Genomic DNA, 19,909 nt, shown 5'->3' on the forward strand with positions numbered 1-19,909 from the left:
ATTTTTTATGGTTTCTGTGGGATAAAGTTCTACGGTTTCAGGCCGCAGAACGGTCGCTCTGCCCGACATGCGGGAGAACCGTGGCCACAATGCCTGCATCGAGCGTTTCATACTCATAATACCGAAGTGTTTTGTACAGCTCTTCTCGTGTCTGCATGCGTGGCAGCATTTCTTCGGTGCTGCCGTTACGTGCAAGAGTGTCATACAGATCCGCCTGCGCCTTGTTGGCAGCACGAAGAGAACTCACCGGCCATATGACCATGCTATAGCCCATCTGCTCAAACTGTGAGGCCGTGAAGTATGGTGAGCGTCCAAACTCTGTCATGTTGGCAAGAAGGGGCACATCAGGAAGCTGCCTTGAAAACTCTCTGAACATGTCTTCAGAAATAAGGGCTTCTGGGAAAATAGCATCAGCACCAGCTTCATGATACAGGCGGGCACGCGCAACAGCGCCATCCAGTCCCTCAGAACCCGCGGCATCTGTCCGGGCGATAATCACCATATCCCGTCGGGCACGGGCAGCGGCTGCAACTTTCTGAGCCATCTCGTAAGGAGATACGAGCTTCTTGTCATTCAAATGGCCGCATTTCTTGGGAAGGACTTGATCTTCAATGTGTACGGCCGCCGCACCTGCGTCCTCAAACGCGCGCACCATATTCATTACATTCAGGGTTTCCCCGTACCCAGTGTCCCCATCCACAAGAACAGGCAACCCGGATGCTCTGACAACCTGACGAATAAAGAAGCAAACTTCATCTATCGTAATAATGCCCAGATCAGGCAGACCCATGCTGGCTGTCATGGCGGCACCAGATAGATAAAGCGCGTCAAACCCACGATCTTTTGCCTGCAGTGCAGCCTGTCCGTTATGCGCACCGGGGATCTGCATGATTCCTTTTGCACTCATCATGCCTTTAAACCGTTGTCCCGCTGGCGTTGCGGAAGAATTGGCGCCTATCAGGTAGGTCATGCTGCATACTCCAGTCCGTCACGTTCACGCAGGGGAATCAGGGGGCGTGCATCCGGCCCTGTGTAATTTGCAGACGGACGAATGATTTTCCCATCCTGCCTCTGTTCCATGATATGCGCGCACCAGCCGGTCACACGGGCAATCACAAAAATCGGCGTAAACATGCTCGTGGGAATGCCCATGGCGTTATAAGAAACCGCACTGAACCAATCGAGGTTGGGAAACATCTTCTTCTGTTCCGCCATCACACGTTCAATTCTTTCGGCAACATCATAGAGCCGCATGGTTCCATTACGCCGCGAGAGGTTTCTTGCTATTTCCTTAATAATCTCGTTGCGTGGATCAGCCAGTGTGTAAACCGGATGACCAAAGCCGATCACCACCTCTTTGGCGTCCAGCCTGCGCCGAATATCGGCTTCTGCTTCATTCGCTGTCAGGTATCGCTTCTGGATATCCAGCGCGACCTCATTCGCTCCGCCATGTTTGGGTCCACGCAACGCCCCTATGGCTGCCGTCACCGCAGAATACATGTCTGACCCTGTGCCAGCCACCACGCGAGACGTGAACGTAGACGCGTTAAACTCATGCTCTGCATATAAAATAAGGGATGTATGCATGGCCTGAACCCAGTCATGGGGTGGCGTATGCCCGTGCAGGAGTGTCAGGAAATGCGCGCCAATGCTCTCATCATCTGTCATGGTTTCGATACGCCGGCCATGATTGGAGTAATGATACCAATAAAGCAGCATGGATCCCATTGAGGCGACGAGCCTGTCGGCAATCTCCCGCGCGCCTGCTATCGGGCAGTCACTGCGTTCTGGCAGGGCACAGCCCATAACAGAAACCGCCGTACGGAGCACATCCATAGGATGCGTGGATGCCGGGAGACGTTCCAGAGTGGCTCGTACAATATCAGGAATATCGCGCATACTTGCGAGATGCCGCTTATAACTCTCCAGTTCTGGCGTGTTGGGCAGATAGCCATGGATGAGAAGATAGGCAACTTCTTCAAACAAGCAGGCTCGTGAAAGATCTTTGATATCATACCCACGGTAATGCAGATCATTACCACTATGGCCGACAGTGCTGAGCGCTGTGTTTCCTGCCACAGTGCCAGACAGAGCAACTGACTTTTTGGGTTTTGTGCTGTGGAGTTCGGTATGCATGAGTCTCGCTCCCTCACCTTGCGGGTACAGAGTCAGGTCATCAGAGCTGCGTGCTGACGCGGCACTTCAGACTCAGAACCCAGCTGACCAAAATTGAAAATGCTTTCCACACGATTGAACTGCATATCCTGCGGGGAAACGTTCAGTTCAATCTGGTGCAGTTCTCCTGCTGTAAGGTCAGGCAGTTTCTGCACAACGCTCAGAAACCGTTCAGCCTCTGCTTTTGGGACAATTCCCTCTGAAAGCGTGAGAAATTTTTTGATATAATCATCCCGTTGCCATGGTGTGGCACCAAGTGTGTGGGCATTGGCAACTGCCAGTTCATCCGCCAGAACACGACCATCTTTCATGCGGATGATGATACGACCCCCAAAAGCTTTCCTGTCTGGGTCACTCTCATGATACCGTTCGGTCCACTCGGGTTTTTCAACAGTATGTATTTTCTTCCATAAACGCACAGTATCTTCGCGCCGTGCCCGTTCCGGTTCATAGGAGCGGACGTGATGCCAACACCCATCCTGCAAAGCTACAGCAACGATATACATAATCGAATGATCCAGCGTTTCACGCGAGGCCTGAGGATCAAACTTCTGCGGATCGTTCGAGCCGGTACCAATCACATAATGCGTATGGTGGCTGGTTTCGATCAGCACGTCCTCAACGTCATCCCAATTGGTAATGTTTTTACCCATACGGAAAGCAAGGTCTATCAAAGCCTGACTTTGATATTCTGCTGAATGTTCCTTGGTAAAAGACGAAAAGATAGCGCGTTTTGGTTCACCCACGTCAGGTAAAGGGACCTGGTATGACGCATCTTTTCCGTCCAGCATCCATGCAATCACGCCATCTTCCCCTTCATAAATGGGGGTTGGTGCCGTTTCACCCAGCATGGCGCGATCAACTGATTCTACGGCCATTTTTCCCGCATGAGCCGGCGCATAAGCTTTCCAGGAGGAGATTTCCCCTTTACGGCTTTGGCGTGTGGCTGTGGTGACATGCAATGCCTGACCAATGGCCTGATAAATGACCGAAGGCGGCAGACGCAGAAGCGTGCCGATCCCCGCAGCAACAGACGGGCCGAGGTGCGCAACATGGTCAATTTTATGCTTGTGGAGGCAGATGGCGCGCGCCAGATCAATCTGGATTTCGTACCCGGTCGCAATGCCACGGATGAGGTCTGCGCCACTCCGGTCACACTGCTGCGCTACAGCCAGAATACCGGGAATATTATCCCCCGGGTGGGAATATTCAGCCGCTAGGAACGTGTCATGAAAGTCAAGTTCCCTTACGGCTGTGCCATTGGCCCAGGCAGCCCATTCTGCATGCACCCGCACATCTGGCCCCATGCCAAACACCGTGGCGCCACCCGTTCTACGGTGCGCCAGCGCCTCTGCACGCGCACTCATGACAGAATGGCGGTTGACTGAAGCCATAGCGACGGCGGCATTATCAATCATACGGTTGATAATCATATCAGCCACTGCGGCCTCGACCCCCACTGGGTCCGCTGCAACCTGTGCAATTTTCCAGGCCAGTTGCTCAGAGCAGGCAAGACGGTCGCTCTCCGGGTGCACTCTTACCGCATGGTTTTGCATGGTTTTGTCCCTTGCCATTTTGTGATCTGGAAGAGACATTCGCAGACTGTTGTATCAAGCGGCAGGGGAATAAGAGTAGAAAGAAGCAAACGAATTTGCACCAGTTGCAAAGTCTGCGAAGGTCTGTCGGTATGCCCAGAACAAAAATAAAACTCTTTGCAGGAAACCGTCTGCAACAGTTACGTAAGCGTGAAGGCATGACACAGGCTGCCATGGCTGAACGCGTGGGGATTTCACTAAGCTATCTGAATCAGCTTGAACGCAATCACCGCCCGTTACCCAACCACCTCCTGCAGAACCTTTGTGAGCGTTTCACTCTAACGCCTGCGTGGTTCAGTGACACGCGGGAAGCCCACATCATACAGGCGCTTCGGGAGACAATGGCTGATCCTATTTTTAAAACAGCGTCCCTCCCTTTTTCTAAAATGACTGAGGCTGCAAACCACAGTCCGGAACTCTGTCAGGCTTTTTTAACACTCTATCGTGCTTATACTTTTAATCAGGAACAATATTTCGAAACGGCCTTGTCCCCTTCTCCCTCTCTGGAGCCTTATGATGTGGTGGGAAACTGGGTGCAGGAACATCGGAATTATTTTCACGAACTTGATAGAGCTGCGGAGGAATTTTATAAAAATTTTACCCTTAAGGATGACCAGTTAAGCTCTAGCCTCGCCAAGCATCTTTATGATCGCCACGGGCTGCATATTACACAAAGCACCGATATGGAAAGTACAGGTCTTGTCTGGCGCATTGACCAACATAAACGCCAGATTTACCTGCCTCATAATCAGCCTCATGAAAGCACTTTATTTTTTCTGGCTCAGATTATTGGTCAACTGGAACAGAGCCGACTGATAACGGATATTCTACGCCGCGAAGGCCCCAAAGATTACAATGCTCAGGAACTGGCCCGGGTCTATCTCAGCAATTACTTTGCCGGCGCGCTGATCTTGCCGTATGCCAGATTTTTAGAGCAAGCCGAAATAATGCGTTATGATATTGACGAGTTACGCCGCCATTTCTCCGTTAGCTTTGAGCAGGTTTGTCATAGGTTGAGCACTTTACAACGCACTGGCGCAGAAGGAATTCCCTTTTACTTCCTCAAACTCGATATTGCAGGAAATATTCTTAAAAGTTTTTCTGCCAATCGTTTTTCTCAAGCTCGGTTTGGTGGGCCGTGCCCTTTATGGAACGTATTCAGGGCCTTTGCGACGCCCGGCCAGATTCAGGTGCAGCTTTCTCAAACAACGGATGATGCTATCTATCTGAACGTGGCGCGCACAGTTGGCCATGAAGGCTCAAGTTATGCTGATCGTCCACGGCAAATCGCTATGGTTCTGGGTTGCTCCATAACCGATGCCGCTAAAACTGTTTATGCCGCAGGCCTTAATCTGGAAGACCACAGTATGGTTGTTCCCATTGGGCCTGGATGCCGAGCCTGCGGACGTGACCAGTGTAGTCATCGTTCTCTCCCGGTTTCAGGCCGCATTCTGGACACCGGCAGTCATGCGCGCGGCGTTGTTCCCTACCGGGCCTTGCCTGAAGAATAGTATGTTAGGTCAGAAAATGCTTTGTTGTCATTACCCGGTCGCATTGCGATCTATTCCAATAAGCGGGCAGGTAGTACCGCACCATAATGCTCCAAGGAGGCCATCATGATGCAGTATTGGGGCGTAAGGCTTTTAATCAGCTAGCAACGGGTTATGAGCAATTGCGGCTTCAAACCGGGTGAAGTTCTGTTCAAGATCAAGCTGAATCCGGGCCTTTTCGCTTTGCGCGGTAAAATCCTGACAGGACTGGCTCGTCATATCCTGACAGGCTGGAACCACATGCCCGTCTGCCCAGAGGCTTTCTCCCGGTATGAAAGAATAGATCAGGCCATTACGTGAAAGCTCTTTCATTTCCTGATAGCTCAGCGGCCAGGTTGTGGCAGCGCGCAGATATTCCTGTGTCAGGTCCCCACGGGATACGCCCTCATCATCAGTAGACAGAGCGACAGGCACACCGGCCCGTCTATACAGGGCAAAGGGGTGAGATTTTCCCTTAACATTCAGAATAACGTCATTACTTGTCAGGTTGATTTCAACCATGACCTTTTTCTGAGCCATCTCTGCCAGCAAGCCCGTAGCATCCTGCTCCCACGTAATATCAATGCCGTGCCCGATCCGGCGTGCGTTGGCTATTTCTACCGCTGAGCGAATGTGATGCGTCAGCCCTTCAGGCGGAACAAGACCGGGAGTAAGCTCACCCGCATGCAGGCTGAGTTTCACATCGGGATACTGAGCATTGAGCGCCTGAAACATGCGCATATGCTGGTCATAATCCCGCATGGCTATCACGTTATCTTCGGGGGCAACAATATTCACCCCTACAAAACGGGCATCCGTTCGCACAACTTCATACCCGGCATAAAGCTGCGCAAACACGACAGAGGGCTGCAAAGTGCGCAATGTCTGGTACAAATAACGCACTTTTACACCACACCCCGGATGCGCCTGTGGGGTTCCGCACTGCAAAACCTGCTGGGCCTGCCGCTCCATGTCATCGGTCTCGTGCCCAACATCTGCCACCAGTTTAGGCAGCATAGGCTTCAGCGCCTGTTCTGCCTGCGTATAATCCTCGCCCTTGAGGGGATGCGTCATCCCGGCAGCGATCATCCCGCCCAGACCGGGGGAAATCATCAATTCAACATACTGCACATGATCTTGTGCTGCCCGGTCTTTTACTTCTGCCAGACTGTCCCCTGCGTGTTTTTGCGTGATGGGGAAAAAGCGGCTGAAGGTTATAAAGAAATGATCATGTCCTGAGCGGTCATTCGCTGTGGGCACAAAATCACGCATGGAAAGAGCATCAATCATGCTGTTTTCTGCGTCCGGGTCAGCAGGCAAAGCTGCGGCGGGGATCTCCCCTTTAGTGTGCCCCGTGCAGCCATGCGACAAAATCTGGCCGTGCTCGAGTGCCACGCATGCTCCATCCTGCGCAGCCCATTTTAAATAGCTTTCCGCATAAATGGCCCCCACCATGTGGTTGTGAAGGTCAGCTCCTTTAGGGAATTGACGCATGAAGAGCGCAAGACGGGCTGGGTCTGACTGTAATGTCGTGAAAATATGTGCTGTTTTCTGCTCATCTGTCGTTTGCGCCAGACAAAGGTTAGCAGAAAATGGCAGAACTGCGCAGGCCAGAAGTAAAGAGCGAAACAACATGAAACACCATTGATGAAAAAATTGACAGGTTTAAGAAAAAAGCCTCGGAAGGCCTGATAGAGCGTTTCTACACTATAATGATAAAATGGGTCCATGTCGCAACTGCAACCAACACGCTAGCCATTTTTCCGTGCTGCACTGCGCGGCTTCTTTTTGGCCAAGCCGCAGAGATGCTCAACTTCTCTTTTGTGGGCAACGCTCTGAATATGATCCGGAATCAAATCTTAAATTACGTATATTCTTGAAAATAAAATGATTTTTCCGGCTTCATGCAGCCTAGAAATCTGTCGTATTTTTGAATTTCTGAATTGAGGCGCCTAATAAAGGGGCTTTGAGAATAGCTTATCGAGCCTCTGGCAGCACAAGCCGATCCAACATTGAGGGCAGAATGGGTAGTGGTGCATCCTGCTTTTCAGCCCCGGGCTCGCCTACTCCGGTCGCCAGCCACGCGGCAACAGCACTGTCTCCGCCGGAAGGAAGCCAGTGTTCGGGGGTGTTTATCCAGCTCAGCATATCCTGCATTACGCGTGTACCCTGCCGGTCCCGCAGCAGCAGATGGTGGCCACCAGAGATAAGATCCAGCCGTGTTCCTGCGGGCATATTTTGCCAGACAGGCACCATGGCGGTGGGCGGAACAAGCTGGTCATGGTCGCCATATACACACAGCACAGGTCCATGGAGATGCGGGGCTGCATGCGCAGCCTGCTTCATCAACGTCACAAGGCCTTGCAGGGCTTTAAGTCGCGTTGCGCGCAGAGTTAGGGGGTCATAATACAGGCGGGCCAGCGCCAGCATATTGTCACTGGCCACAACATGTACCGGGAGTTCCCGCCCTGTTACAAGAGAGTCTGGAAACAGGCGTGCCAGCACCTTCAGCGGCACATCTGTCGCCCAGCTAAAATTCCATACAGCCGGAGCCAGCAGGATCGTGCCTGCCACATGTGGGGCATTCGGCTGTGCCATCAGCTGCATCAGCACAGCACCACCCATGCTTTCCCCCGCCAGATAAAGGGGCGTGTGCGGATAGACCTGCTGAAGCTGGGTGACTTCCTCCCGAACGTCCTCCACCATCCGTGCCGTTCCTGCCCAGCCGCCACGCTCGGGCGCCTGCCCGAACCCCCGTTGATCTGGGGCTACAACCGTGACCCCACGTGCAGCGAAAAACGGGGCTGAGGATTCCCATGCATCCCGGCTATCATTAAACCCGTGCAAGGCCAGAAAAATGGCGCGAGGCGGTGCAGAGGCCTGCCAGAGGCGGGCGGGGATTTTTGCCCCATCGGAAAGCGTAAAAATCTTTTCTGGCGGCACTAACTGCCCAAGTTGGGCAAACCGCGACGGCGGTTTTGGCACGGGAGGCATTGTGGTGCTGCAGGCAGGAAGCGCCAGCATTCCGCAGGTCGCCAAACCCGACCATCCGGCCTTTATGACCGCAGAGAACACTACCCTGTTCAGCACCGACCGCAGCATTCTGCTCACGCGGATGGGAAGGAAGAAAGCATGGAAAAGCACATTTCAACCCGCTATCATTCCTGACAAATCCGCGCCAGTCTGGACTGATCCGGACTGTAAGCATGACGCGCCTTTGCGGACACTGCGTCCTGCGTCACCATCAAGGATGTGCCTCCATGCTTCTTCAAGCTACCAACCCTGTCCCTCACCCCCAGTTGGGGCATGTTGAAACGATTGTGGTCGATCATCGCAAAGTAGCGTGTGATGGTGGGCTGGGTGCGTTAGGGCACCCGCGTGTGTGGCTGACCATTGGCGGGCATCAGACTGTTTGCCCCTACTGCTCCCGCCTGTTTGTATTGCAGCCCGGTGCATCGGATGCGGGGCAGCATTAGGGAGCCGACAGTCCCTCTTATTTTACAGTTTTTTATGTGAATTTAATTTTGCACGTATTTAATTGACATTTATCCTGTCCTCTCCATACATATCCTCTTAGCAATTCCGCTGCCTGACACGCTGTTTGTTATACGCCTTGTGGCCGGAAAAGCGCCTTTAGATTAATCAAGGATCATTCTGCATGCGTTCTCCCGCTTTTTTCCGCACTTTGTTGGTGGCAACCGCTCTGACTGCTCCGGCTGTCGTTGGCATGGGGCAGCCTGCTGCGGCACAAAGCGCGGTCTCCAATGCGGCAACGGTGCCTGTCCCGCAGATTGGCTCTGCGCCAATTACAGCGGTCGCGCATCCGTATGCAGAACCAGATGACGCACAGGCTGCGGTAGACGCCGCCTTTGCAGAAGCCCGCAAGACAGGCCGGAAAGTGCTGATTGACTTTGGTGCCAACTGGTGCCCGGACTGTCGCGTTCTGGCGGGTGTGCTGACGCACCCGGCTGTCAGCCCGTGGGTTGATCAGACCTTTTCCGTCGTGTCTGTCAATGTCGACCATTTCAACAAGAACATGGATATTGCCAAAAAGTTTGGCATTACCATTAAGGCCATTCCGGTCGCTCTGATTGTCACACCGGAGGGCAAGGTGCTGAACGGCGACGAGACACTGGCTCTGGGCGATGCCCGCCGCATGTCTGGTCAGGCTGTGGTGGACAAGCTGGCGGCGTGGGCCAAACGCTCCTGAGCAACGCTCAGACAGGCGGCAGATACTGCTCAATCTGATCCAGTTCATGCAGAACGGAAGCAATATCCAGAGGCTTTTCAGACTGCGCGATATGGTCATCGTCCTGTTGGCCTGTGGGCATCAGTTTCCCCCAATAGGGTAAGCCTGCCTGCATGCCCATCAGCAGATTACACGGGTTCTGATGATGTTCGGCAACCAGTTCAAACATCACAGTGCCCGGCTGACACCAGACACAATTAGCCATTCCAGAGCCAAGTTGCCCCATAATCAGTCTGGCCCGTTTGAAAATCTGAATTTGTTCAGCCGCCGAGTGGTTTTCTGCCCGGACACACAAAAAGCCCCGCGCCTGCAAAGCCGCTGTTAGTTCGGCTTCATTCGGAATTCTGCGATTACTGGCGGGACCTCGCTCAATAAAAATACGCAGGTCTCGGGGGCCGGTTGGGGGCTGCGTGGCCGCCAAAAACTCGTATGCTGCCCGAGACAAAGGTGAGACCGAAAAATCAGCAGCTCCGCGCACATAATCCGCATAGAGCACCCGCCGGAACGCATATTGCTTACCATGCTCTGTCGGGATGCCTTTTTGCGCATCAAACCCGGAGAGCGCCAGCGTATCAGCCTGCCAGGGACGCATGCTGGCTGGCAGCATGAGCCGTGCATCCTGATGCCCGGTGATGCGTAAAGCATGCAAGGTGGGCAGCGTATGGGAGAGCCAATGGTAATAATTGCTGTTCCAGTGGTCACAACAGACTGCGGCAGGGGTAGCGTGGTCCGGTATCGTTACCAGATCCTCCGGTCGCACTGTCAGCGCCGCAACTGCCGAAGGGTCCTGCACATAGGCTGTTTCAAGCAGCGGTTTCCCATCCTTCAGGAAAACCATCAGGGAACGATCCAGCACCACATCCCGCAGTTCATACAGGCAGAGGGTTGCGGGCTCGGAAACCCAGCTTTGGAACACAGAGGTTTCCCCCGCCCCCAGAACGCCTCCATTCACAAGGGACACAGGGACAGCGGGAACAGTTTCCAAAACAGTCACACTGCTGGCAACGTCTTTCAGGCTCACAGGGCCAGTGTCGGCTGTCCGCCTGAAAAAGCCCATTGATCCCTGCTCTTCCTTCTACCTGTCCATTGTGCGTAACCGCGTTTTCTGCACGCATTACCGTATTCTGGTCCGGCTCTGGACACAAACTCCCGCAGTCCTGTTGCTGTGCTGCATTCTATGCCGCCAACGGACCATGCTATGGTGCGTTACTTTCCTGCCCTGTTGCATTTTTTATCTGAGATCCCGCATGCCCCGTTTGTACTCTCCCCCTCCGGTTGTTTCTGCCACAACCCTATCCCCGCGCGCACTGACGCACCGCATGGTCCGCAGCCTGTGGGGGCTGGCCCTGATGTTTGCGGTTGGGGCAACCCTGTCCGGAGCGGACCTGACAGGCCAGTGGCAACAGGCGGACGCAGCGGAAAGCGCCCCGGTTTCCACCACCGGGCACAGTGTTGCCACGCTGATCACGGATACAGACACCACAGACGGAAAGGCGCCGCTACATGTTGCCCTCCGGCTGAAACTGCAGGACGGCTGGCACACCTACTGGCGCAACCCGGGTGACGCCGGAGAAGCGCCGGACGTGACCGTGACAGCAGACGGGGCCTTCAACGGGAAAGCATCTCCCATTGTATGGCCAACACCGCACCGCATCCCCGATTCCTCGCTGATGTCTTACGCTTATACGGGTGACGTTGTGTTGCCCATGGAGCTGCCTCTCCATCCGGCAGGGGGTGAGACATCCGGCCCGACCACACTCAAAGCCCATGCAAGCTGGCTGGTGTGTGAAAATGTCTGCGTGCCGGAAGAAGCTGATCTGGCCGTAACCTTACAGCCCGGCCCGGCTCATCTCTCCGCAGAGGCATCTCTGTTTTCCGCTGCGGCAGAGGCCACACCTGTTCCGTCCCCTTATGCCGCCACCGTCTCGGCTGATGGGGTGTTGACCATCAAGGGCGCCGACCTCTCTGCCCGTTCCGTGCAGGATGCATGGTTCATGCCAGACCAGCCGGGCTTGATTGATCAGGCCGCCACGCAGAAGTTTACAGTGCAGGATGGGAGTGCCGCCCTGCTACTGAAACGCCTGCCGGAATTTGCGTCCACACAACCTCTGAGCGGTTTGCTGGTTTTAAAAGATGCGGCGGGAAATGAGCGTTCCTTATCCCTCACGGCCAGGCCCGTTCCTGCTCTGGCAGGTGCGCCGTTTGCAAGCGGACAGAACGCCAGTTCCTCCCCCCTCACCAGCACGTTGACGCAGGCCGGATTTTTGCAACAGGTGGTGTTTGCCTTTCTGGGCGGCCTGATTTTGAATCTGATGCCCTGCGTCTTCCCCATTCTGGCTATGAAGGCTCTCTCTCTGGCGCGGCTGGGTAAAGCGGAACGCCGCACACAGGTCATGAGTGCAGCCTGTTACAGTCTGGGCGTTATGGTGACGTTCCTGGCACTTGGCGGCGTGATGATGGGCCTGCGTGTGGCTGGTGCTGCGGCAGATTGGGGCTTTCAGTTTCAGTCTCCTCTGTTTGTCACACTAGTGACCTGGCTACTGTTTGCCATGGCGCTTAACCTGCTGGGCGTGTTTGAATTCATGCCTGTCTCGGCAGGCAGTTCCCTGACGAGCCATGCCCATGGCCACTGGCATGATGTCGTCACAGGCATTCTGGCCGTAGTGGTTGCAACGCCCTGCACGGCCCCGTTCATGGGGGTCGCTATTGCGGGGGCCCTCTCCGGGCCGCCTGCCATGGGGCTGATTGTTTTTGCCGCCATGGGGCTGGGTCTTGCCGCCCCCTATCTGCTGCTGACCACCGTGCCGGGACTGGCCGCGCGCCTGCCAAAACCCGGCGCATGGATGCAGTATCTCCGCCAGTTTCTGGCCTTCCCGCTGCTGGGCTCCTGCGTATGGCTGCTATGGGTGGCATCGCTGGAAGGTGGGGCGTCCGTTGTGCTGCTGCTGGCGACAGGATTAGTGCTGCTTGGCTTTGCTGGGTGGATTTATGGCGTGGCGCAGGTGCGGCTTATTCAGCAAGGCCATACACGCACCAGCACGGCTTTGCATGGGCTGGCTCTGCTGGGGCTATTGGGGGCGCTGGCGCTGGTTCCCGCCCTTCGTCACCAGAGTGCGGCACCGGCTGCCAGCGGCAGCCTGACCTCCGGGCTACCTAAAGGAACAGAACCCTTTTCGGAAGCACGACTGAAAGAACTGCACGCGGCAGGCAAACCCGTTTTTGTGGATATGACCGCAGCGTGGTGCATTACCTGTCTGGTCAATGAGCGGGTGGCACTGGATATCCCCAGCACGCAGGCAGCCTTTGCAGCCCATGGTGTTACGGTGTTGCGGGGAGACTGGACCAATCATGATCCCGCCATCAGCGCGTTTCTAAAAGCACATGGGCGAGACGGCGTGCCGTTCTACCTCTATGTGCCTGCCAACGGGCCGGAAGTGGTGCTGCCACAGATCCTGACACCGGGGCTGGTTGCAAGCACAGTCGCGAAATAGCTTCGTTATGCCGAGCGGATAAGTTCCACTCGGTAAGCCCTCTAGTCCAGATACACGTTATCAGGCCCCCATCAAAAATGGGGGCCTGACCAGAAAGTCCCCTGTTAGAAAAATCAGGCAGACTGTGACAAGCGAACGTCTGCTTTGGGCTGGCTCAGCAGATAAGGGCCGCCTGCCCGCACTTCCAGAAGCAGAATTCCCATCCTTCCCTGCGCCATATGTTCACACAATGGCAGGACGGCATTGCCATTTGTCCAGGCGCATGGTTCCTCTCCTGCGCCATACCACCCGTCCATCGTTTCAGTCTGCAGGTGAGACGTTATCTCGTAGTTCTGGCTGCCTGTAACAAAAACGATTTTGGCAACCAGCACCCCAAGATAACGACGGTCATCCACGAAAGGACCGATCACATCTGAAGGCCGGCTGGCACGGGAGACGATACGCACGGACTTTGTATGCGGCGGCAGCATGAAGCTGTAATGCGTGCCATCATACCGCAGTGGGCGCACAGTTCTCCCTGCATCAATCACCAGATGTAAATCCGGATCACCTGTCTGCTCAGCCATTTCAGGCACCGGCTGATCTTTAACGAGTGTTTTTGCGCGCTGTTCCAGTTTACGGAATAACGGCTCCACAACGGCACGATCAACACACAGCGGAGCCGCGGCATCTTTTTCCCATGTGCGGGAAATGCCATAGAGACGCGCCACCTTGCCCGTCTGCTGGAAAGACGATCCTGACCGAGTATCAAGGTAGCTTTCCGTCAGCACATTATCGGCCGTGATGACAGAATGCTGCTCCGTTTCCACGTGATAATACGTGTAGGACGTGATGGACTTGTCATAGAAAACAGAGCTTCCGTTAACCAGCATCCGGACAGGCACAAAATTTCCTTCAAAGAACAAGGCAATGTTCTGGCGTAATCAGCAGATCCTTAGACGGAACCCCCTCTGCAATGGCATTCTGGCACACGCGCACCGGGTAACCCGCCATATCGTCAGACAGCGCGCTATTCACCACAACAAACTGCCTGCCTGCCCAGATAACAGACCGACTTACAGTCTGCCCCCTGACATGAGCGACAAGAACATCCCCAACCTGGATATCTTCTACAGCCACGCATCCGTTGCTTGTCTCAATCATAGCGCCGGCAAGGAAGCATGCGCCTGTATCGCTCTGCTCACCGAACAGAATATAGCCATCCCGGTACATCGCTGTTGGGATCGCATTGCCATTCGTGTTTGTGACGAAGTTTTTCAGAGTGACAAGTGTGGTTGTATTACCATTAACTGTCCCCTGAATAAGCAGATCATTCCCGCTTATGCTGGTCGTTAGCGTGTTCGAGCTATAATCAGTATAAGACTGAATTTTGATCTGATCCCCGTAGACAAAATTCTGTACATGCAGATCCAGATTGGACAAGCTGGAAAGAGATGTATTTTCAATCTTCAGAAGGCCGCCGGGGGTATTATGAAAGTCAATTTTTGCAGTCCCACTGATATCATCAATGAGATTGTAAAAATAGACAGACCCGCCCCTGATGTTGATCTTGGGCGACATCAGGTTTGAACATTCCAGACCGGCAACAAAAACGCCGCCGCTGTTTACGTTATAAACCCCCTCAAACCCTGTGAAAACATGGTTCACCACCAGCTTACCATTGGTGATGTTGTAAACACCCGTACGACCGTTAAAGTCGTTACTGATCGAGAGTGTTCCGTTATTGATATTGATTGTGCCGCCAGCAGCATCCTGCAGGATACCAGCAGTATCTGACTCATCTCTTACAACCTGAACCGTCGCACCCTCAGTAATATTGACGATGCCTGCGTTCAGATTGAGATAGCCTTTGATGGTGAGGGTGGCCCCGTTATGGACATTCAGAATGTCACCATTTGTGCCCTGCCCTTCCGTGGCATCGGCAGGGGGAGCAACCCAGCTTAGGTTACCATTGCCAGCCCAACTTCCCATGGACTGATCTGTCGTAATGTTCGTGATAGACATTTTGATATCTTTCTTGTTTGGAAAATATCAATTTCCTGCATGCGGGCTCGACAGCGCTCTTCCATAAGGGAAGTCCTGTGGAAGGAGGGAAGACGTAAAGATATATGCAGAATGTTGATATTATCTCTTTATTTTGGACATCAATCCCCTACCGTAGATGAATTGAAAAGAATATATCAATAAAGGTAAATTTCTTGTGAATTCGTGCGTTTATTTACAGTATTAAATCATGGATATTTAATACTACTTTTAATTACTTTATGTACTTAATATTTTTACATCATAATGAAATAGGGTAGAACCTTTCAAGTCAGACCGCCTCAGAGCAGTGTAACGGCACTCCTCCCGGCACGCATCAAAGCGTTTTTCATAAACATCAAAACCCGGTCTGGAGAGAAACATAAGCCCCGGTCTGATTCCGGTACGTCGCAATGGTCCCAAGAGAGACATAAGCGGCTGTGATATTCAGGTGCTTATTCACAAAATAGCTGGCGTAGACATCAAACCAGTTGCTTTCAGGCGTAAAGTTCTGGTTACGCGGTTTGGTTCGATATTCCACCCCAACAACCAGCCCCGGAATGAAAGACGGCAGATAGCCGAGTGATCCTTCAAACTGCGGGTAGTAATTGTCGTTCCTGTCACCACCGAAGCCAAGAATACCCCACTGGTTGCCTTTGGTCAGGCGCATGGTGGTATCCACCAGCAGGCCAAGTTTGGGAAACAGTTTGGTCACGGCGATGTAAACATCCGCACCATCGGTGTGTTTGGAGCCCACGGCATGAATAACCTTTGCGTCCCCATCATGCTTATACATGGCCCCCACAGCCACCTGCGGCAAAAGGGTTTTGTCCAGCACATGCCCAAACAGGCGGACCTTGATACCACCCGTATCCAGATCAAACTGATAGCCGTGCCCAATACCCAGCTTGCGCCCCGTTGAACCGGTGCGGAAGAAGTTGTGGGAGTAGGAAATTTCCACGCGGTCATAAAAACCCATGACGGCACCAACATTCTGGTCGGTATAATTGGTCAGGCTCACATAACTGTAGTGAAAAGCCATCCCCATGCTTTTCTTGCTGCCATAACCCCCAATGGTGGCCCAACTGGCAATACCACCACCGCTGGAGCCCTCCAGAGAACTCAGGCCACTGGTGCCCAGCGTGCGCTGGCCATCAAAAACCTTGTCAAACGTGAGTCCCGTATCCGGTTCATCAGGGGCCTCTGCTGAGGGGGTCTGCGCCGTCCCACCTGTGGAAGCGGTAGATTGCGCAGTTCCCGGCGCAAGCGTGACACGCGGGGTGCTGCCGGGAGTTGTGCCCGCAGGCGATGCTGCGGCAGACGCTGTCTGCGCTCTGGCGTTCTGAGCACAGACAACAAGAGCCGAAGCTGCCAGCGCCGGGGCGAACATCTCGCGCCAGTTCTTCAGCTTGCTTATCAATGCTGCGGCTTTCTGCTGCAAGGCTGGCAGGCACTGTATGGCGCGTTGCATACGCTGAAAACTCATGTGAACAACCCTGTTTCTCAGCATAGTGCTCTCCTGAATGCTGCTGCCCTGACATCTCAGACCATCGAGACACCCCACATTGATCTGAAATGCCTTATGAAAATTTCAAATTTTTGCGATGCTTTTCGAAAACCTGTCTTTGGATCTGTTATTCCGTGTTTCACCACTTCGTTACGGCGACGGACATGCTAGCTATGCATTTCGTGACAAACCCTAAAATCATCCCGCCTTTACAGGAGGGTATCCCTGTCTATATTCGTATATATATAGACATGTAAACAGAACAAGGCCGCTCTTTTCGTGCTGATTTCAGACTATAAGTTATTCGTACTCTGCATATTTCAGACGGTCAGGTCGGATGACCGAGATGCACAAGACTCGCTGGGGTCAAACGAAAGGGTGGAGAGAAAACACCACTCGTCTTGCAGGCTCCTTCCCCACCCCTGTATGCTAGACAGACCGAGCAGGGGCGCATATCCCCACAATCTCCATCCGTCCCACCTTTTCCGGCCCTGGCCTGCAAGAGTTTCATGACCAACACAGATACACCCCACCTGGTACTGGTAGATGGCAGCGGCTTTATTTTCCGCGCCTTTCATGCCCTGCCTCCCATGACGAACCCAGAGGGGGTGCCGGTTAACGCCGTTTACGGGTTTACAAACATGCTGGCCCGCCTGCTGCGGGAGCATGTAGGCACACATCTGGCGGTCATTTTTGATGCAGGACGGCAGACATTCCGGACAGAAATTTACCCGCAATATAAAGCGCACCGGCCAGAACCGCCGGAAGATCTGCGCCCGCAGTTTTCCCTGATCCGCGATGCCACGCGGGCCTTTAATGTGCCCGCCATTGAGTTGGCCGGGTGGGAAGCGGATGATCTGATTGCCTCCTACGCCACCGCTGTGCGGAAGACAGGGGGCACCTGCACAATCGTCTCGTCCGACAAGGATTTGATGCAGCTGATCGGCCCCGGTGTATGCATGCTGGAACCGATGAAGCAGACCGCTATCAGCACGCCGGAAGTGGAAGCCAAGTTTGGCGTCACCCCGGATAAGGTGGTGGACGTGCAGGCGCTGATGGGCGACCCAACGGATAACGTGCCCGGTGTGCCCGGCATTGGCCCCAAGACGGCCTCCGCCCTTGTGAAAGAATACGGCACGCTGGAAGCCGTGCTGGCCGCAGCACCGGAGATGAAGAAATCAAAGCGCCGGGACATGCTGATTGAGCATGCAGACGCCGCGCGCATCTCCCGCAAACTGGTCGAACTGGCACGGGATGTGCCGCTGCCTGTGCCGGTCAAGGAACTGGGCGTTCGGGAACTCGACAAGGTGGTGGTGGCAGACTGGCTGGAGAGCATGGGCTTCCGCTCCGTGCTGAGCCGTCTGGGCGTTGGTCATCCCTCTGGTGCGCATGCGCACCGCACCGCCCGTGCCGCAGCACATGCATCCGTTACCGGTGCCACCGCTCCCACTGGAACAGAAACGCCTACCGCTGAGGCCGGTCAGTCCGCCGAAGCGACAGCTTCCCTCACCGCCGAATACGGCCCGTATGAAACCGTGCGCACGGCAGAAGAGCTTCAGAAATGGGTCAGTGCCGCGCAGGAAGCGGGCATTTGCGCGGTTGATACAGAAACCGACGGGCTGGACCCGCTGCATGCCAACATGGTCGGCATTTCTTTGTCTCCCGTCCCCGGCAAAGCCTGCTACATCCCTCTGCGGCATGAAGGTACGCTGGAAGAACCAGCAGGTGAGCAGCTCCAGCCTGCCGCAGCACTTGATATTCTGCGCCCCCTGCTGACAGACCCGGCAGTTCTGAAAATCTTCCAGAACGCCAAGTTTGATCTGCTGGTGTTTGACCATGCGGGGCTGGATTTCTCCACCATCGCACCGGTGGATGACACCATGCTGATCTCCTACGCGCAGTCCGCCGGGCAGCATGGTCAGGGCATGGATGAACTCTCCACCCTGCATCTGGGTCACACACCCATCAGTTATGACAGTGTGACGGGCACCGGGCGCAACCGTATTCCGTTTACACAGGTTCCGGTCGCGCGTGCCACGCCTTACGCAGCGGAAGATGCTGATGTCACGCTGCGGTTGTGGTACGTGCTGCACCCCACCCTGCGCACCAATCAGGCGCTGGCGCTGTATGAACAGCTGGAACGCCCGCTTTCCCCGGTTCTGGCTGGCATGGAAAAAGCTGGCATTGCGGTGGATCGGGCCGAACTGGGTCGTCTTTCTGAAGATTTTGCCAGCCGCATGGCCGTCATGGAAAAAGAAATTTATGCGGCAGCCGGACGCGACTTCAATGTCGGCTCCCCGCGCCAGCTTGGGGAAATCCTGTTTGATGAAATGGGTTTGAAGGGCGGCAAGCGCGGTAAGGCCGGGGCATGGAGCACGGATTCTTCCGTATTGCAGGATCTGGCTGATCAGGGGCATGACCTCCCGGCCCGCGTGCTGGCATGGCGGCAACTGGCCAAGCTGAAAAGCACCTACACAGATGCCCTGCTGCGTCAGGCCACAGTGGATGACCGGGTGCATACGTCTTTCCAGATGGCCATTACTTCAACCGGTCGCCTGTCCTCTAACGACCCGAATTTGCAGAACATCCCCATTCGCACGGAAGAAGGTGGCCGTATCCGGCAGGCCTTTATTGCGCCGCCCGGTAAAAAGCTGATTTCTGCTGACTATTCCCAGATTGAGCTGCGCCTGCTGGCCGACGTCGCCAATATTCCGGCGCTGCGGGAAGCCTTTGCTCTGGGGCAGGATATTCATGCCCGCACGGCCTCGGAAGTGTTCAATATCCCGCTGGAAGGGATGGACAGCCTGACCCGTCGCCGGGCTAAAGCTATCAACTTCGGGATTATTTACGGCATTTCCGCTTTTGGGCTCAGTCGGCAGCTTGGCATTCCAGCAGGGGAAGCCCGGGCCTATATCGACGCCTATTTTGCCCGCTATCCCGGTATCCGGGATTACATGGAGCGCATGCGTGAGCAGGCCAAAGCCAACGGCTACGTGCTCACGCCCTTCGGGCGGCGCTGCTATGTGCCGGGCATTCATGAAAAGAGCGCAGCCCGCAGACAATATGCGGAACGGCAGGCCATTAACGCCCCCTTGCAGGGTGGGGCGGCTGACATCATCAAACGCGCCATGGTCAAGTTGCCGCGCGCCCTGAAAGATGCGGGGCTTTCCGCCCGCATGCTGCTACAGGTGCATGATGAATTGCTGTTTGAAGCTGATGCCGCAGAGGCAGAGGCTGTCGCCGCTGTGGCGCGCAAGGTGATGGAAGCCGCGGCGACACTGTCCGTGCCGTTGGTGGTTGAGACAGGCATTGGCGGAAACTGGGCAGAGGCACATTAAGTC

Annotated in this window: 14 protein-coding genes; 5 read left to right on the forward strand and 9 right to left on the reverse strand. The window is 54.6% G+C overall.

What is annotated here, in order from left to right:
- Nucleotides 1-37: 37 nt before the first annotated feature.
- Genes prpB through AD930_RS09605 form a run of 3 tightly spaced genes read right to left on the reverse strand, consistent with a single transcriptional unit; the run spans nucleotide 38 to nucleotide 3,731 of the window.
- On the reverse strand, nucleotides 38-970 hold the full coding sequence (gene prpB, locus AD930_RS09595) for a methylisocitrate lyase (RefSeq protein WP_061506057.1): 933 nt from the start codon (nucleotides 968-970) through the stop codon (nucleotides 38-40).
- Nucleotides 967-2,136 carry a bifunctional 2-methylcitrate synthase/citrate synthase gene (prpC, locus tag AD930_RS09600; protein WP_061506058.1) on the reverse strand — a complete coding sequence of 390 codons (1,170 nt, stop codon included), beginning with the start codon at nucleotides 2,134-2,136 and terminating at the stop codon, nucleotides 967-969. Before prpC ends, prpB begins: the two co-directional genes overlap by 4 nt.
- Before the next feature lie 32 nt (nucleotides 2,137-2,168).
- On the reverse strand, nucleotides 2,169-3,731 hold the full coding sequence (locus AD930_RS09605; protein ID WP_061506095.1) for an MmgE/PrpD family protein: 1,563 nt from the start codon (nucleotides 3,729-3,731) through the stop codon (nucleotides 2,169-2,171).
- A gap of 131 nt (nucleotides 3,732-3,862) precedes the next feature.
- On the opposite strand from AD930_RS09605, the gene AD930_RS09610 reads away from it, so the two are divergent.
- The gene (locus AD930_RS09610; protein WP_061506059.1) at nucleotides 3,863-5,281 is read left to right on the forward strand and encodes a helix-turn-helix domain-containing protein; all 1,419 of its coding nucleotides are present in this window, start codon (nucleotides 3,863-3,865) and stop codon (nucleotides 5,279-5,281) included.
- A 132-nt stretch (nucleotides 5,282-5,413) separates the two neighbouring features.
- Here the strand turns inward: AD930_RS09610 and AD930_RS09615 are convergent, their stop codons facing one another.
- Both AD930_RS09615 and AD930_RS09620 read right to left on the reverse strand, forming a co-directional pair.
- Nucleotides 5,414-6,934, reverse strand: coding sequence for an adenosine deaminase family protein (locus AD930_RS09615; RefSeq protein WP_061506060.1), 1,521 nt, complete (start codon nucleotides 6,932-6,934; stop codon nucleotides 5,414-5,416).
- A gap of 342 nt (nucleotides 6,935-7,276) precedes the next feature.
- Complete coding sequence (locus AD930_RS09620; RefSeq protein WP_244150555.1) at nucleotides 7,277-8,293, reverse strand: alpha/beta fold hydrolase; 1,017 nt, start codon at nucleotides 8,291-8,293, stop codon at nucleotides 7,277-7,279.
- Nucleotides 8,294-8,559: 266 nt separating this feature from the next.
- Here AD930_RS09620 and AD930_RS09625 point away from each other — a divergent pair, with 266 nt between their 5' ends.
- Nucleotides 8,560-8,775: a zinc-finger domain-containing protein gene (locus tag AD930_RS09625; RefSeq protein WP_061506062.1), complete on the forward strand. Its 216-nt coding sequence runs from the start codon at nucleotides 8,560-8,562 to the stop codon at nucleotides 8,773-8,775.
- 182 nt (nucleotides 8,776-8,957) lie between these two features.
- Nucleotides 8,958-9,509: a thioredoxin family protein gene (locus AD930_RS09630; RefSeq protein ID WP_061506063.1), complete on the forward strand. Its 552-nt coding sequence runs from the start codon at nucleotides 8,958-8,960 to the stop codon at nucleotides 9,507-9,509.
- A gap of 7 nt (nucleotides 9,510-9,516) precedes the next feature.
- On the opposite strand, the gene AD930_RS09635 is transcribed toward AD930_RS09630, so the two are convergent.
- Nucleotides 9,517-10,605, reverse strand: a complete 1,089-nt coding sequence (locus AD930_RS09635; RefSeq protein WP_082781812.1) for a glycosyltransferase family 61 protein — start codon at nucleotides 10,603-10,605, stop codon at nucleotides 9,517-9,519.
- A 190-nt stretch (nucleotides 10,606-10,795) separates the two neighbouring features.
- On the opposite strand from AD930_RS09635, the gene AD930_RS09640 reads away from it, so the two are divergent.
- The gene (locus AD930_RS09640; protein ID WP_082781813.1) at nucleotides 10,796-13,039 is read left to right on the forward strand and encodes a protein-disulfide reductase DsbD family protein; all 2,244 of its coding nucleotides are present in this window, start codon (nucleotides 10,796-10,798) and stop codon (nucleotides 13,037-13,039) included.
- 113 nt (nucleotides 13,040-13,152) lie between these two features.
- On the opposite strand, the gene AD930_RS18300 is transcribed toward AD930_RS09640, so the two are convergent.
- From AD930_RS18300 to AD930_RS09650, 3 genes are all read right to left on the reverse strand, one after another.
- A complete protein-coding gene (locus AD930_RS18300) occupies nucleotides 13,153-13,923 on the reverse strand; it encodes a Hint domain-containing protein (RefSeq protein ID WP_264820993.1) in 771 nt (256 codons plus the stop codon).
- A gap of 10 nt (nucleotides 13,924-13,933) precedes the next feature.
- On the reverse strand, nucleotides 13,934-15,043 hold the full coding sequence (locus tag AD930_RS18430) for a Hint domain-containing protein (protein ID WP_264820992.1): 1,110 nt from the start codon (nucleotides 15,041-15,043) through the stop codon (nucleotides 13,934-13,936).
- 376 nt (nucleotides 15,044-15,419) lie between these two features.
- Complete coding sequence (locus AD930_RS09650) at nucleotides 15,420-16,547, reverse strand: DUF3034 family protein (RefSeq protein ID WP_244150556.1); 1,128 nt, start codon at nucleotides 16,545-16,547, stop codon at nucleotides 15,420-15,422.
- A gap of 530 nt (nucleotides 16,548-17,077) precedes the next feature.
- Here AD930_RS09650 and polA point away from each other — a divergent pair.
- Nucleotides 17,078-19,906: a DNA polymerase I gene (gene polA, locus AD930_RS09655; protein ID WP_061506065.1), complete on the forward strand. Its 2,829-nt coding sequence runs from the start codon at nucleotides 17,078-17,080 to the stop codon at nucleotides 19,904-19,906.
- Nucleotides 19,907-19,909: the final 3 nt, after the last annotated feature.

This window comes from Acetobacter malorum, from assembly GCF_001580615.1.
Lineage (GTDB): Bacteria > Pseudomonadota > Alphaproteobacteria > Acetobacterales > Acetobacteraceae > Acetobacter > Acetobacter malorum.